The sequence below is a fragment of the Chryseobacterium sp. SG20098 genome, assembly GCF_031844745.1.
Taxonomy (GTDB): domain Bacteria; phylum Bacteroidota; class Bacteroidia; order Flavobacteriales; family Weeksellaceae; genus Chryseobacterium; species Chryseobacterium cucumeris.
Genome location: NZ_CP134622.1, coordinates 613,602 through 629,194 on the forward strand (window position 1 = coordinate 613,602; position 15,593 = coordinate 629,194).

The 15,593-nt window shown below is 40.5% G+C and carries 8 protein-coding genes; all 8 read left to right on the top strand.

From position 1 onward, the window contains the following. Positions 1–357 precede the first annotated feature (357 nt). The 8 genes from RHP76_RS02735 to RHP76_RS02770 all read left to right on the top strand — a co-directional run bounded on the left by RHP76_RS02735 (position 358) and on the right by RHP76_RS02770 (position 14,927). Positions 358–2,931 carry a T9SS type A sorting domain-containing protein gene (locus tag RHP76_RS02735; RefSeq protein WP_311229420.1) on the top strand — a complete coding sequence of 858 codons (2,574 nt, stop codon included), beginning with the start codon at positions 358–360 and terminating at the stop codon, positions 2,929–2,931. A 295-nt stretch (positions 2,932–3,226) separates the two neighbouring features. Continuing rightward, positions 3,227–5,860, top strand: coding sequence for a beta-glucosidase (locus RHP76_RS02740; RefSeq protein ID WP_311229421.1), 2,634 nt, complete (start codon positions 3,227–3,229; stop codon positions 5,858–5,860). 52 nt (positions 5,861–5,912) lie between these two features. Then, positions 5,913–7,901 carry an alpha-L-arabinofuranosidase family protein gene (locus RHP76_RS02745; RefSeq protein ID WP_311229422.1) on the top strand — a complete coding sequence of 663 codons (1,989 nt, stop codon included), beginning with the start codon at positions 5,913–5,915 and terminating at the stop codon, positions 7,899–7,901. A 128-nt stretch (positions 7,902–8,029) separates the two neighbouring features. Continuing rightward, positions 8,030–9,730, top strand: coding sequence for a ribulokinase (locus tag RHP76_RS02750; RefSeq protein ID WP_311229423.1), 1,701 nt, complete (start codon positions 8,030–8,032; stop codon positions 9,728–9,730). Positions 9,731–9,764: 34 nt separating this feature from the next. Then, positions 9,765–10,475, top strand: a complete 711-nt coding sequence (locus tag RHP76_RS02755; protein WP_311229424.1) for an L-ribulose-5-phosphate 4-epimerase — start codon at positions 9,765–9,767, stop codon at positions 10,473–10,475. A 39-nt stretch (positions 10,476–10,514) separates the two neighbouring features. Further along, positions 10,515–12,011 carry an L-arabinose isomerase gene (gene araA / locus RHP76_RS02760; protein ID WP_311229425.1) on the top strand — a complete coding sequence of 499 codons (1,497 nt, stop codon included), beginning with the start codon at positions 10,515–10,517 and terminating at the stop codon, positions 12,009–12,011. 27 nt (positions 12,012–12,038) lie between these two features. After that, complete coding sequence (locus RHP76_RS02765) at positions 12,039–13,196, top strand: aldose epimerase family protein (protein WP_311229426.1); 1,158 nt, start codon at positions 12,039–12,041, stop codon at positions 13,194–13,196. Positions 13,197–13,199: 3 nt separating this feature from the next. Then, positions 13,200–14,927: a sodium:solute symporter family transporter gene (locus tag RHP76_RS02770; RefSeq protein ID WP_120231020.1), complete on the top strand. Its 1,728-nt coding sequence runs from the start codon at positions 13,200–13,202 to the stop codon at positions 14,925–14,927. Positions 14,928–15,593: the final 666 nt, after the last annotated feature.

Consider the following 15,593-nt stretch of genomic DNA (forward strand, 5'->3'; position numbering starts at 1 on the left):
GTTCCCTCACAGAGAATGAAGAGAAAGAACAGCGAATGATTTTGTAAGCAACTTTATTTAACAGATCGCTGCCTGATATCATTCAGGGTATTTTCCTGACAGTTTTTGAAAACCAACCGTCTTGATGGGGAATCTATTGCCCTTACTTTAATTGTTTACGATCAAAATCACAAATATCTAAAACTAAACCATTATGAAAAAATTTTTAAATCTTCTCAGTATTCATTCTATATGTTTGTTTTTCAGCTGTCTGGCGTATGGGCAGCTTACAACTGTAAAAATTGATAAGAACACATCTTATCAGAAAATAAAAGGGTTCGGGGATTTGTCTGCAGTCCCCAGTTTGCGTATAACCATATGTCTACCTCAGAAATTCAGACGCTTTGGGGCGCTTCCAGTGAAGGTGGATATAATATTATGAGATTATATATCCCTGAAAATAGCAGCAACTGGAGTTCCGTACTGGCTACAGCACAGTTGGCCAAATCTATGGGACTTACCATTTTTGCTTCGCCTTGGACTATGCCCGCAGCCTGGAAAACCAATAACCATGTCAATGCAGTGTATACTGATGCTAACGGAGTACAACAGATCGGATATTTAAAGCCGGAAAATTATCAGGATTATGCCCTTTATCTTAACAGCTTTGTTACCTATCTCCAGAACAACGGAGTAGAGCTTGATTATATCTCCATTCAAAATGAACCGGATGAGATGGCACAGTATCAAGGATGCATCTGGACTCCTGCACAGATTACTAATTTTATCAAAAATTACGGACAGCTTATCAACTGTAAAGTGATTGCCCCGGAAAGTGTGGGATTTACGGATAATTTTGCCAGTGCTTTGCTGGATCCTACAGCAATGGCTAATTTTGAAGTGTATGGCGGGCATCAATATGGGCTTATGCAGTCTACTTACAAACAATTTCAGAATTATAACAAAGAAATCTGGCAGACAGAATATCTGATCAACTGGAACTCATCATCTACCCAGCCGGCAAGAGATTTCAGCTGGAATACCGATGCATTTACCTTTGCCAGCAGCGTCAACAATGCTTTATTGGGTAATATCAATGCATGGATCCATTACTCTGCCAAACGCTATTATGGCTTAATGGGTGACGGAACTTACGGAACTCCCGCAGGTGTAATGACCAAAAGAGGCTATATTCTTTCACATTATGCCAAGTACACAACAGGAAAGACGAGAATAGAAGCTAAATGGGATGACAAAACCGGAGTTTTACAAGGCTCTTCTTATATTTCCCAGGATGGAAATCAGGTTGTTCTTATGGTCATCAATCCTTCTCAGAACACGTATAGCTTGAAGGTTGACTTGCCTTTTTACACAACTTCAGGAACAAAAGTATTGACCAATACACAATCCAATATGGTTACCACACCTATTTCTTTGAGTACAGCAACATTCCGGCCTACTGCTGATATCAGCCCTTCCAGTGTCATGACATTTGTTTTTAATAAAAGCGGCGACAGACCTGCTTCTCTCATGACAGGCGGTGATATTCATTATAATAAAATCGAAACACAAACGGCTACCAGTACAGCTTTTGGGACAGGATTCAATATCAGCAATACAACGGTGACGTTCTCCAATCCAAGTCCTCTTATCAGTAATAATATGACTGCGGCTAACGGATATCTTCAGCTTAATGACCGATACAATAAACTGATCCTGCATGTAAACAGCTATACGACGGCGGGACAAAGCTATTCGGACAATACAACTTTATACTATATCAACAGCCAGGGCGTAACGAAATCATATAATTATGGCAAGATTAATTTTCCGCAGGGAGGAAACTTCGATATCACCTTAGATATTTCAAGACAGGTTCTTACAGACGGTTGCAAAGGAATTTTAGGATTGAGAAATTCCAATTACAGCTCTGTACTTACGATTAATCTGGGAGATGTTTATTTCAATGTAGGTAATGAAATTGCTTCTAAATTCGGAGGAACTTATTCTGCAAGCGACAGCTATCTGATGGATGCCCTGGAAAATGGCTACTACACTTCTGTAGACTTCAGAAATGCAGCAGGAGTTACTTCCTCCAATAACTGGCAGCCTATGAGTGCTAACTCTAACAGCATTTATTATGTGAATTCAAACATAAGTTCATCTGCCAATAATGTGATTTCAGGTACAGCTTGTTCAAATCTTGTCCTTTCCGGTCAGAGTATGGATTTTCAGGTGCCGTTTAACTTCACAGCCAATACAGCTTCTTACAGCCGTATATTTAATGGTTATGACGTCCTGATCTTACCATTCCAGGCTAATATACCTTCCGGAGTTACTGCTTATACGATGTCACCTGGAGCAAGCAATATCGGCTGTACCCCAATTTCCAACGGAATTATACCCGCAAATACTCCGGTAATCATCAATGCGACAGGAAATATTACTTTCAATGGTTCAGGAAATGTTTCTACTCCGAAAGCTATCACGGTCAACCAGATGAACGGAGTATATCAGAGTATCAAAGTTCCGGCGAATGCCTATGTGTTGAAAACCGAGAACGGAGTAACGGGCTTCTATAAAGTAGCTGCCGGAAGTGAACCTGCAATAGGATCTTTCAAAGCATATCTTACAGAAGAAAATGGCTATTCTGCCAACGTTCTTCCTTTAAACTTCGGATCGTTAAGCACCAGAAATATTTCTGCTGAAGCTAAAAAAGAGGATGTAAAAATATATCCTAATCCGGTAAAAGCAGACCTTTTCATTGATTCTGATTTATCAGAAGCAGCTGCCACCATTTTTGACGGAAGGGGAAGTGTCATCAGATCCGGGTTGAAAATAAATACGGGGAAAAACCAAATTAATGTGGGAGATTTCCCGGCCGGTATTTACTTTATTGAGGTTACTCAAAAAAATAATACAATAGTAAAACAAAAATTTATCAAAGAGTAAACTGATTCCAAAGCCATCATGAGCCTGCTTATGGTGGCTTTATTTCCACAATTTGGTAGATGAAAAGCAAAAGTAAGTAGGATTTATTCTTAATTTAAGTGTATTATTTAAATTTATTTAAAATAGAACGTTATATTTGTTTTCCATTGCATTGTTGCTGAATAATACTGGCAATTTGTATAAAATAAGAATGAAAATATAATTATCCGTAAAAATCTGTGAAATCAGTGGGTTGAAAATGATTAATCACAAAATCAACAGCCTTTTTTCGGACTTTATTGAAACCATACTACCTATGAAAAGAATTGTATTAGTCCTATGTGCAACACTGGCAGCACCTTTATTTATTGCCCAGAGCCATTATAAATACCCATTCAGAAACCCGGATCTTCCGGTTAATGAGAGAATAGAAAACCTTCTTTCCTTATTGACAACAGAAGAAAAGATAGGAATGATGATGGATAATTCCCAGGCAGTTCCCCGTCTGGAAATTCCTGCCTACGGATGGTGGAATGAAGCACTTCACGGAGTGGCAAGAGCAGGAACAGCCACAGTTTTTCCTCAGGCAATCGGGATGGCGGCCACATGGGATGTTCCGGAGCATTTGAAAACTTTTGAAATGATTTCTGATGAAGCACGGGCAAAATACAACAGATCTTTTGATGAAGCTCTGAAAACAGGGCGGTACGAAGGACTGACCTTCTGGACACCCAATATCAATATTTTCCGTGACCCAAGATGGGGAAGAGGCCAGGAAACCTATGGTGAAGACCCTTATCTGACCTCTGTTCTGGGCGTTGCAGCAGTAAAAGGTTTACAGGGAAACGACCCGAAATATTTTAAAACCCATGCCTGTGCCAAACATTTTGCGGTACACAGCGGACCGGAATGGAACCGTCATTCCTATAACGCAGAAATTTCTAAAAGAGATCTGTATGAGACGTATCTTCCCGCTTTCAAAGCATTGGTTCAGGAAGGAAATGTAAGAGAAGTAATGTGCGCCTACAATGCTTTTGACGGGCAGCCATGTTGTGCAAACAATACCTTACTTACTGAAATCCTCCGTGGAAAATGGAAGTATGACGGAATGGTGGTCTCAGACTGCTGGGCACTGGCCGATTTCTTTCAGAAAAAATACCACGGCACCCATCCTGACGAAAAAACAACCGCAGCAGATGCCCTGAAACATTCTACCGATCTGGAATGCGGAGATACCTATAACAATCTGAATAAATCTCTGGCAAGCGGACTGATTACCGAAAAAGATATCGATGCATCAATGCGCAGAATCCTGAAAGGCTGGTTTGAGCTGGGAATGCTTGATCCGAAATCTTCCGTTCACTGGAATACCATTCCGTATTCTGTAGTCGATTCTGAAGAACATAAAAAGCAGGCACTGAAAATGGCACAAAAGTCAATTGTGCTGATGAAAAATGAAAACAATGTTCTGCCTCTCAGTAGAAACATTAAAAAAATTGCCGTTGTAGGTCCGAATGCTGATGACGGATTGATGCAGCTGGGAAATTATAATGGAACTCCTTCATCCATTGTAACGATTTTAGAAGGAATCAAAACCAAATTTCCAAATACTGAGATTATCTACGAAAAAGGAAGCGAAGTAACAGATCCTTCGTCCAGAACGTCACTCTATCAGAATTTCATCAGTCAGAAAAACGGCGTGAAAGGAATGAAAGTAACGTTTTTTAATAACAATGAATTCAAAGGGCAGCCGGCCAATGTTTCCGTAAATCCCACCGCCATCAGCTACAACAGTTTTGGAGGAACCCAGCTTGCACCCAATGTAGGAAGAGAAAATACCTCAGCCATCATTTCAGGGATTTTTAAAAGTACCTATACAGGAGAGGTTGTGTTTTCTGCTTCCACTTCCGATGTCTATACCCTTTTCGTGGACGGAAAAGAAATTGCCACAAGAAAAGGACCTGATGCAAGACATCCTTCAGAGTTTCCTGTAAAAATGGAAAAAGGAAAAGAATACAAGATAGAACTGCGTCATACACAAAAAGGAAAATATGTGAGTATCACTTTTGAAGTGTACAGAAAAGACCCTGTTAATTTTGTTTCGGTGAGGGAAAAGGTGAAAAGTGCAGACGTCATTGTCTTTGCAGGCGGACTTTCTCCAAGTCTGGAAGGTGAAGAGATGATGGTAAATGCAGAAGGCTTCAGAGGAGGTGACAAAACTTCGATTGCCCTTCCTAAAGTGCAACGGGAACTGTTAGCGGAGCTTAGAAAAACCGGAAAACCTGTTGTTTTTGTTCTTTGTACCGGAAGTGCTCTGGGATTGGAACAGGATGAGAAAAATTATGATGCCCTGTTGAATGCCTGGTATGGCGGACAATCAGGAGGAACGGCCGTAGCAGATGTTTTGGCAGGGGATTATAACCCTTCCGGAAAATTACCCATTACCTTTTACAAAAACCTTGAGCAGCTGGATAACGCTCTTTCAAAGACAAGCAAACACCAGGGATTTGAGAATTATGATATGCAGGGAAGAACCTACCGTTATATGACGGAAAAACCTCTTTATCCGTTCGGACATGGGCTGAGTTATTCAAAATTTGTTTATGGAGATTCAAAACTCAGCAAAAATACTATCAATACCAACGAAAATGTGACGATCACAATTCCGGTAACCAATGTTTCAGAAAGGGATGGCGAAGAAGTCGCTCAGGTCTATATCAAAAGAAATAATGATACCCAGGCACCGGTAAAAACGTTAAGGGCTTTTGAGAGGACTTTAATCAAATCTAAAGAAACAAAAAATATTCAGCTGACCCTCTCCAAAGATTCATTTGCCTTCTATGATGAAAAAGCAGATGATCTGGTTTCAAAACCCGGCGATTATACCATTTTTTATGGCGGAACTTCTGATGATGCCGTGTTGAAAAGCATTCCATTAACAGTAAAATAAAAATTGATTCAAGACAAATTGAGACATGCTTTAGTTTTCAAAATAACGATCTATGACAACCAAAAATAAAATATTTTCCATCGCGATTTCCCTCAGTGCTGCTTTTTTTTCGGCTCAGAATAATACGGTCCGTACCTTTAACCTGGATCTGAAAGAAACCTCTACACCTATTAAAATACAGCCCACCATGTACGGGATTTTTTTTGAAGACATCAATTTTGCAGCAGATGGCGGATTGTATGCTGAACTGATTAAAAACCGCAGTTTTGAATTTGACGAACCATTTACAGGATGGAAACAGCCCAACACAAAAACACTTTCTCCTAATCTGGATTCCGGATTTCTGACCATTTATTCCGACCCTAAAAAAAACAATAAAAATTATGCGAGAATTACCGTTCTGAATGATAAAAATTATATTCTGGAAAATGAAGGATTCAGGGGAATAGGGCTTCATCAAGGTGAAAATTATGATTTCAGCTTTGATCTGGAGAATGTTTCGGGAAATATTGCTGCGGTCAATGCAAGTCTTGTTGATGAAAATGGGAAGGAAATTTCTTCAGTTTCCACACTTATAAAAAGAAACGGATGGCAGAAGTATACAACAGTTTTCAAAGCACCACAAACTGTAGAAAAAGCAAAACTGCGGATTACATTTACCGGAAACGGCATTGTGAATATGGATATGATCTCACTTTTCCCACAAGACACCTGGAAAGGCAGAAAAGGAGGTTTGCGAAAAGACCTAGTTCAGAAATTATATGATCTGCAGCCCGGATTTTTGAGATTTCCGGGAGGTTGTATCGTAGAAGGAAGAACCTTGGCAGAACGCTATCAGTGGAAAAAAACAATAGGAAATATAGCAGACCGTGAATACCTTATCAATAAATGGAGTACAGGATTTCCGCACAGGCTTACACCGGATTACGGACAGTCTTTCGGGCTGGGATTTTATGAATATTTCCAGCTTTCCGAAGATCTGGGCGCAGAACCTGCTCCTATTCTGAGCTGCGGAATGGCTTGCCAGTTCAACACAGCAGAACTGGTGAAAATGGAAGACCTTGATCCCTACGTTCAGGATGCCCTTGACCTGATTGAATTTGCCAACGGAGATTCCGGAACAAAATGGGGTAAAGTCCGTACTGAAATGGGACACCCAAAACCTTTTAATTTAAAATTTATCGGAGTGGGAAATGAACAGTGGGGAGCGGATTATATTGAACGCTATAAAGTTTTTGAAAAAGCCATTCATACAAAATATCCTGACATAAAGATCATTTCCGGAAGCGGACCGTCACCCGACGGCGAGTTCTTCGAATATGGATGGAAAGAGTTGAAGCAGCTTAATGCACAGATTGTTGATGAGCACTATTACAATTCCCCCGAATGGTTTATGAAAAATGCAGGCAGATACGACCAGTATGACCGTTCCGGACCAAAAGTTTTTGCCGGGGAATATGCAGCCCAGTCTGTAGGTGTGGTAAAGCCTGATAATAAAAATAACTGGCTAACCGCTCTTTCAGAAGCTGCTTTTATGACCGGTCTTGAAAGAAACGCAGATGTGGTCTATATGACTTCCTACGCACCACTTTTTGCCCATGCAGATGGCTGGCAGTGGACACCCGATCTCATCTGGTTCAATAATCTGAAATCTTATGCAACCCCGAATTATTATGTTCAGAAATTATTCTCCAACAATAAAGGAACGGATGTATTAAAAATAGAACATAACGGAAAAGCAGTATCTGGCGAGGAAAAATTATACGCTACAGCAGTGAAGGACACAAAAACTCATGAGATCATTATAAAAATTGTCAATACTGATACTCAGGCTAAAAAGGTAAATATCAAACCAGAAACTCTGAAAATCGGTAAAAAAGTAACCAAAATTCTTCTGTCTGCCCCGCAGCTTTCTAGTGAAAATAACTTCGATGCTGAACCTGTGAAACCCAAAGAGGAGAATTCAGAAGCTAAAAAAGGTGAAATTTCAACAGAAATTCCGGCCAATTCTTTGGTTGTTTTAAAGGTGAAAACAATTTAACAAACTGTTTTATAGTATGTTATAAAAAATAAGTGTGTTTTTTACATTTATTTAAAATAGAATCTTATATTTGTTTTTATCTCATCAGGAGAATTTAAAATCTCAATAATCAAAAACGTTTCACCGCCATGAAAAAATATGTTATCGGGCTGGACTACGGTACAGATTCCGTACGGGCCGTCCTTATTGATACTGAAAACGGTTCCGAAATAACTTCTTCAGTCAGCTACTACCAGAGATGGAAGGAAGGCCGATTTTGTAATCCATCAGCCAACAGTTTCAGACAGCATCCTTCAGATCATATTGAAGGTCTGGAAAAAACCATTTCGCAAGTTGTAAGAGAAAGCGGGGTAGCACCAGAGCAGATCGTTAGTATTTGTATTGACACTACAGGCTCTTCACCGTTACCAGTAACAAGTGATGGAGTAGCCTTAGCACTGGTTCCGGGATTTGAAGAGAATCCCAACGCCATGATGGTTTTATGGAAAGACCATACTGCCATTCGTGAAGCCGAAGAAATCAATACCCTTGCAAGAACCTGGGGTGGTGAAGATTATACAAGATATGAAGGCGGTATTTACTCTTCAGAATGGTTCTGGGCTAAAATACTGCACATCAGCAGAGCAGATGCAGAGGTAAAAAATGCTGCGTACACCTGGATGGAGCACTGTGATTATCTGACCTATCTTTTATCAGATCATAAAGACCTGGCAACATTCAAAAGAAGCCGTTGTGCTGCCGGCCACAAAGCCATGTGGCATGAGTCGTGGGGCGGTCTGCCTTCCGAAGAGTTTCTCAACAGGCTAGATCCTTCTCTGGGAGCGCTCAGAGGAAGATTATACAAGGAAACCTATACTTCAGATGAAATTGCCGGCTACCTGAATGAAGAATGGGCCGCAAAAACCGGTCTTACCACCAAAACCATTATTACTGTAGGAACTTTTGACGCCCATTCAGGAGCTGTAGGAGCCAGGGTGGAAGAAAATACCCTGATCAGGATCATGGGAACTTCTACCTGCGATATTATGGTGGCCTCACAGGAAGCTATCGGAGATACAACCGTAAAAGGAATCTGCGGACAGGTTGACGGCTCCGTAATTCCGGGACTGATAGGGCTTGAAGCAGGACAGTCAGCCTTTGGAGATGTGCTGGCATGGTATAAAGATATCCTGATGTGGCCGGTTCACCAGGTGATGATACATTCCGAAAATATTTCAGAGGAGCATAAAACAAAGCTCGCTGAAGAAATGGAGGACGGACTTATCAGAGAATTGACTCTTGAAGCAGAAAAAATTCCTCTCTCAGATAGTGTTCCGATTGCATTGGACTGGGTAAACGGAAGAAGAACACCGGATGCAGACCAGGAACTTAAAGCAGCGATCAGCCAGCTTTCTCTGGGAACAAAAGCTCCCCATATTTTCAAAGCTTTGGTGAATGCCATTTGCTTCGGAGCTAAGAAGATCGTTGACCGTTTTGAAGAGGAAGGTGTGAAAATCAATAAAGTGATCGGAATCGGAGGAGTAGCAAGGAAATCACCGTTTATCATGCAGACACTCGCTAATGTTCTGGATATGCCAATTGTGGTTGCCGCTTCGGACCAGACTCCCGCGTTAGGGGCTGCTGTTTATGCAGCTGTATCAGCAGGAATTTATCCAACCGTACAGGAAGCAAGCATGAAAATGGGCTCCGCATTTGAAGCGGAATATCAGCCGAAAGCGGAAGAAGTACAGCACTACAGAGAATTAATGCAGCAATACCAGAAGCTCGCTGATTTTGTAGAATACAATACCAAACTGAAAAACAACAGGAAGGAACTTCAGAACTCCTGATTCTCCCATTTTAACCTTTTGAATGATACTCAAAATGAATACCTATAAAGAACTCCAAAGAGAATGTTATGAAGCGAATATGCAGCTGGATGCCCTGAAGCTGGTGGTCTATACTTTCGGGAATGTAAGTGCTGTAGACCGTGATAAAGGCATTTTTGCCATTAAACCAAGCGGTGTCCCTTATGACATTTTAAAGCCGGAAGATATGGTGATTTTAGACTTTGACGCCAATGTCATTGAAGGCAGGCTCAGACCTTCTTCCGATACCAAAACCCATGCTTATCTGTATAAAAACTGGGAAAATATCGGTGGAATTTCCCACACGCATGCCATCTATTCCGTGGCGTGGGCACAGGCACAATTGGATATCCCTGTTTTCGGGACAACCCATGCAGATCATCTTACGACGGATATTCCCTGCGCCCCACCGATGCGGGATGAGCTGATCGAAGGAAACTACGAATACAATACAGGAATACAGATTCTGGAATGCTTTAAAGAAAAACAGCTCTTCCCGGAAGAAGTAGAAATGGTTCTGATCGGCAATCACGGTCCGTTTACCTGGGGTAAGAATGCTGAGAAAGCGGTCTACAACAGCAAAGTACTGGAAACCATTGCCGAAATGGCGTACCTCACCAGGCAGATCAATCCTGATGCAGAACGTCTGAAAGACTCACTCATCAAAAAACATTATGAACGTAAACACGGCAAGAATGCTTATTACGGACAGGAATTTAAACACTAAACATTTCAAGATAAACAACTATTAACGATCAACAAAACTATGTTAACACCTCTCAATACCAAAGAAGTCTGGTTCATCACAGGAAGTCAGCATTTATACGGACCAGAAACACTGGCACAGGTAGCAGAACACTCACAGAAAATTGTGGCAGAACTTGAAAAATCTTCTTTCATCCCGGTAAAAGTTATTGTAAAGCCAACGGTAAAAACTACCGAAGAGATATTTGAAACCATTGCAGCAGCCAATCATGCAGAAAACTGTATAGGAGTAATTACGTGGATGCATACTTTTTCACCTGCTAAAATGTGGATCAGAGGGCTAAAAATTTTACAGAAGCCTCTTCTGCATCTGCATACCCAATTCAACAGAGATATTCCATGGTCCACGATGGATATGGATTTTATGAATCTCAACCAGGCAGCTCACGGAGACCGTGAATTTGGTTTTATGGTGAGCAGACTCAGAAAAAACAGAAAAGTAGTGGTAGGGCACTGGTCAGAAGAAAGAGTTCAGAAGCAAATTGGTGACTGGAGCCGCGTTGCTGCAGGCTGGGACGACTGGCAGGGAGCTAAATTTGCACGCTTTGGAGATAATATGAGATTTGTAGCCGTTACAGACGGTGACAAAGTGGAAGCTGAAACCCGGTTCGGTTTTTCAGTCAATACCTGGGGAATCGGTGATCTTGTAGGCGTTATCAATTCTGTAAGCGAAGGAGAAATAAAAAGCCTTATGGAAGAATATGAATCTTCTTATCACATGGCAGCCTCCCTCTTGGAAGGAGGTGCCAACAGAAATTCACTGCACATTGCCGCAAAAATTGAATTAGGACTTGAGAAGTTTTTAAAAGACGGTGGATTTAAAGGATTCTCTGATACTTTTGAAGACCTTCACGGGCTGGAGCAGCTGCCGGGAATTGCCGTACAGAGACTGATGCAGAAAGGATACGGATTTGCAGGCGAAGGAGACTGGAAAACCGCAGCGCTCGTACGTGCCATGAAAACAATGGGGCAGGGCCTTGAAGGTGGAAATGCCTTTATGGAAGATTATACCTATCATTTAGACCCTTCCAATCCTTCTATTTTAGGCTCCCATATGCTGGAAGTAGATCCTGTGCTGGCAGCCGGGAAACCTTCATGTGAGATCCATCCGCTGGGAATCGGAGGAAAAGCAGATCCCGTTCGTCTTGTTTTTAACTCCAGAGGAAATATTGATTCTCTTAATGCTGCCCTGATGGACTTTGGAAACCATTTCAGACTGCTGATCAACAAGACCAGAGCATTGGAAATTACAGAAGAGCTGCCAAAACTTCCGGTAGCAAGGGTTTTATGGAAACCTCTGCCTGATTTATATACGGCTGCAGAAGCCTGGATACTGGCAGGAGGGGCACACCATACATGTTACAGTGAAAATATTTCGGCAGAACAGCTGGAAGATTTTGCTGAGATAGCAGGAATTGAATCATTAGTTATTGATGAAGATACCAGAATGCGTGATTTCAAAAATACACTTCGTTGGAATGAAATGTATTATCGTTAATTAATTGTAAAAAATATGTAAATAATTATGAAAAAAGCAACACATAATGGCATTTTTATTTTATTATTTTTAATTATTTTCGGCTGCGGAAAAGAAAATAACAAACAGGATATTTCAGGGAAAATGGAGAATGTTCATACTTCAGACTATGGAGTTACGCCTAAGGGCGATTCTATTAAAAAATACACATTAAGCAATAAAAACGGGATGAAAGTTGAGGTTATCAACTTCGGCGGAATTATCACTTCCTTAACCGCTCCGGACAGAAACGGGAAATATGAGGATGTAGTCCTTGGCTTTACAAAACCTGAAGGATATTTCGATGGTAATCCTTATTATTTCGGGGCTTTGATCGGAAGATACGGCAACAGAATTGCCAATGCAAAATTTACACTAGATGGCAAAACCTATGAAATCAACAAAAATGATGGTCCCAACAGCCTTCACGGAGGAAAAGAAGGGTTCCACACCAGATTCTGGAATATTGAAGTGGTAAAGGATGCAAAATTTCCAACATTGAAATTATCTTACACCAGTGCAGACGGTGAAGAAGGATATCCGGGGAAATTAACAACAACCGTTTTTTACACGCTTACAGACGATAATGCATTGGAAATTTCGTATGAAGCTGAAACAGATAAGCCTACTGTAGTGAATCTTACCCAGCATTCCTATTTTAACCTGTCAGGAAATTTTACTAAAACGATTACCGATCATGAACTACAGATTAATGCAGATCATTTTCTTCCAGTGAACGAAACCTTAATTCCTACGGGTGAGCAGAAAGCTGTAAAAGGAACTCCTTTTGATTTCACGGTTTCAAAACCGATTGGAAAAGATATCAGTGCAGACGATGATCAGCTGAAAAAAGGAAAAGGATATGACCATAACTGGATTTTGAATGGAAAAGGTTTGAGAAGTATCGCCAAAGTGTATCACCAGGGAACAGGAAGATCAATGGAAGTCTTCACAGATGAACCCGGTGTGCAGTTTTATTCCGGAAATTTTCTTGACGGAAAGTTTGATACCAAAACCGGAGGTAAAAATGAATTCAGAACAGGATTCTGCTTAGAGACACAACACTTCCCGGATTCACCGAACCAGCCTTCTTTTCCTTCTACAGAATTGAAGCCCGGACAGAAATACCAGTCGAAAACCATCTATAAATTCTCCGTAAAAAAGTAAACTATGGGAAAATTAGCAACTATTGATATCATCATATTCCTGATCTATTTTGTAGTGGTAGCTTCTTACGGATTATGGATCTATAAAAAGAAAAAGTCTGAATCTACAGGAAGTAAGGATTATTTTCTTGCGGAAGGATCTTTGACCTGGTGGGCGATCGGAGCCAGCTTAATTGCCTCCAATATCTCTGCTGAGCAGTTTATCGGAATGAGCGGTGAAGGTTTCTTTGTCGGAATCGCTGTTGCCGCTTACGAATGGATTGCTGCTGTTGCGCTGATCATCATTGCGGTCTGGTTTATTCCGATCTATCTTAAAAATAAGATCTATACCATGCCCCAGTTTCTGGAAAGAAGGTATAACAAATCTGTTTCGCTCATCATGGCAGTATTCTGGCTGTTTCTATATGTTATTGTGAATCTTACTTCCATCCTTTATCTTGGTGCTCTTGCCATCGATACTTTGCTGGGAGGAGAACATCTTCACGGCATTATGATAGGTCTTTTGCTTATGGCTCTTCTGATCGGTCTTGGAGGAATGAAAGTAATTGGATATACAGACGTTATACAGGTGGCAGTCCTTATTATCGGAGGTTTTGCAACAGTTTATATGGCGTTGCAGATTGTGGACCAGAGAATCAACGGAGCCGCTGTAGGAAATGCGTTGGCAGGATTCAATACCCTGATCAATGAGGCTCCGCAGCACTTTAAGCTGATTCTTCAAAAACCAACAACTACAACCACTACTTTGGCAATGCCTCAGAACCTTGAGGTGCAGAAATATGTTGTGCTACCAGGTTTGGCCATGTATTTTGCCGGTCAGTGGATTGTTAACCTGAACTATTGGGGCTGTAATCAGTACATCACCCAAAGAGCTTTGGGAGCAGATCTGAAAACAGCAAGAACAGGAATTCTGTTTGCAGGTTTTCTGAAATTATTCATGCCTGTAATTGTTATGCTTCCGGGAATTGCTGCTTATGTTTTATATTCCAAAGGACACCTTCCGGGATTCAATGGAGTGAAAGATGGGGCATATTCTGCAATATTGGGATTCTTACCAGTAGGATTGAAAGGATTGGCCATTGCCGCTTTGACAGCAGCGATTGTAGCTTCACTGGCAGGAAAAGTAAACAGTATTTCAACCATTTTTACGTTGGATATCTATAAAAAATACCTTAAAACAGATGCCACCGAAATTCAGATGGTGAGAACAGGCCGCTGGGTAATTATTATCGCCATGATGGCAGCACTGGCCTTTACCTGGACAGATGTTTTAGGAATTGGTGGTGAAGGAGGTTTTACATTTATCCAGAAATACACAGGCTTTATCAGTCCTGGAGTTTTTGCCATGTTCCTTTTGGGAATGTTCTGGAAAAGAACGACTGGTACAGCCGCTTTGGTAGGAGTGATTTTAGGGTTTGTCCTGGCCATTTTCTTCAACAGCTTTGCCGTTGAAATTTTCGGGAAAGAGACGTGGATGTATACAGCATTCACTTATGAAAAGCTGGAAAATGGGATGGTTCATACCATTACCGAAATTCCTTTCCTGATCAATATGGGATGGTCGTTTTTTATCACCATAATCGCCATGATCCTGATCAGTCTTGCAGGTCCGAAAATTAATCCTAAAGCCTTTGCCATTGATGTAGCAATGTTTAAAGTAGACAACAGGACATTAGTTTTGATTGTGATGACACTGCTTTTACTGACCGCCTTGTATGTAAGGTTTTGGTAAGTGAATGGTCAATAGTGAATTCGTTTCACTTGTCAATTTTAAATTCATCATTGACTGCGAATCAAAATTGACTTTTTAAAAGTGAATGGTCAATAGTGAATTCGTTTCACTGTCAATTTTAGAAATTCATCATTGACTGGGAATCAAAATTGACTTTTTAAAAGTGAATGGTCGATAGTGAATTCGTTTCACTGTCAATTTTAGAAATTCATCATTGACTGGGAATCAAAATTGACTTTTTAAAAGTGAATGGTCAATAGTGAATTCGTTTCACTTGTCAATTTTAAATTCATCATTGACTGCGAAGCAAAATTGACTTTTTAAAAGTGAATGGTCAATAGTGAATTCGTTTCACTGTCAATTTTAGAAATTCATCATTGACTGGGAATCAAAATTGACTTTTTAAAAGTGAATGGTCAATAGTGAATTCGTTTCACTTGTCAATTTTAAATTCATCATTGACTGCGAAGCAAAATTGACTTTTTAAAAGTGAATGATCAATAGTGAATTCGTTTCACTGTCAATTTTAGAAATTCATCATTGACTGCGAATCAAAATTGACTTTTTAAAAGTGAATGGTCAATAGTGAATTCGTTTCACTTGTCAATTTTAAATTCATCATTGACTGGGAATCAAAATTGACTTTTTAAAAGTGAATGGTCAATA

Excerpts from the sequence above, each read along its gene's own strand:
- RHP76_RS02735 (WP_311229420.1), top strand. The coding sequence starts at position 358 with ATGTCTACCTCAGAAATTCAGACGCTTTGGGGCGCTTCCAGTGAAGGT.
- RHP76_RS02740 (WP_311229421.1), top strand. The coding sequence starts at position 3,227 with ATGAAAAGAATTGTATTAGTCCTATGTGCAACACTGGCAGCACCTTTA.
- RHP76_RS02745 (WP_311229422.1), top strand. The coding sequence starts at position 5,913 with ATGACAACCAAAAATAAAATATTTTCCATCGCGATTTCCCTCAGTGCT.
- RHP76_RS02750 (WP_311229423.1), top strand. The coding sequence starts at position 8,030 with ATGAAAAAATATGTTATCGGGCTGGACTACGGTACAGATTCCGTACGG.
- RHP76_RS02755 (WP_311229424.1), top strand. The coding sequence starts at position 9,765 with ATGAATACCTATAAAGAACTCCAAAGAGAATGTTATGAAGCGAATATG.
- araA (WP_311229425.1), top strand. The coding sequence starts at position 10,515 with ATGTTAACACCTCTCAATACCAAAGAAGTCTGGTTCATCACAGGAAGT.
- RHP76_RS02765 (WP_311229426.1), top strand. The coding sequence starts at position 12,039 with ATGAAAAAAGCAACACATAATGGCATTTTTATTTTATTATTTTTAATT.
- RHP76_RS02770 (WP_120231020.1), top strand. The coding sequence starts at position 13,200 with ATGGGAAAATTAGCAACTATTGATATCATCATATTCCTGATCTATTTT.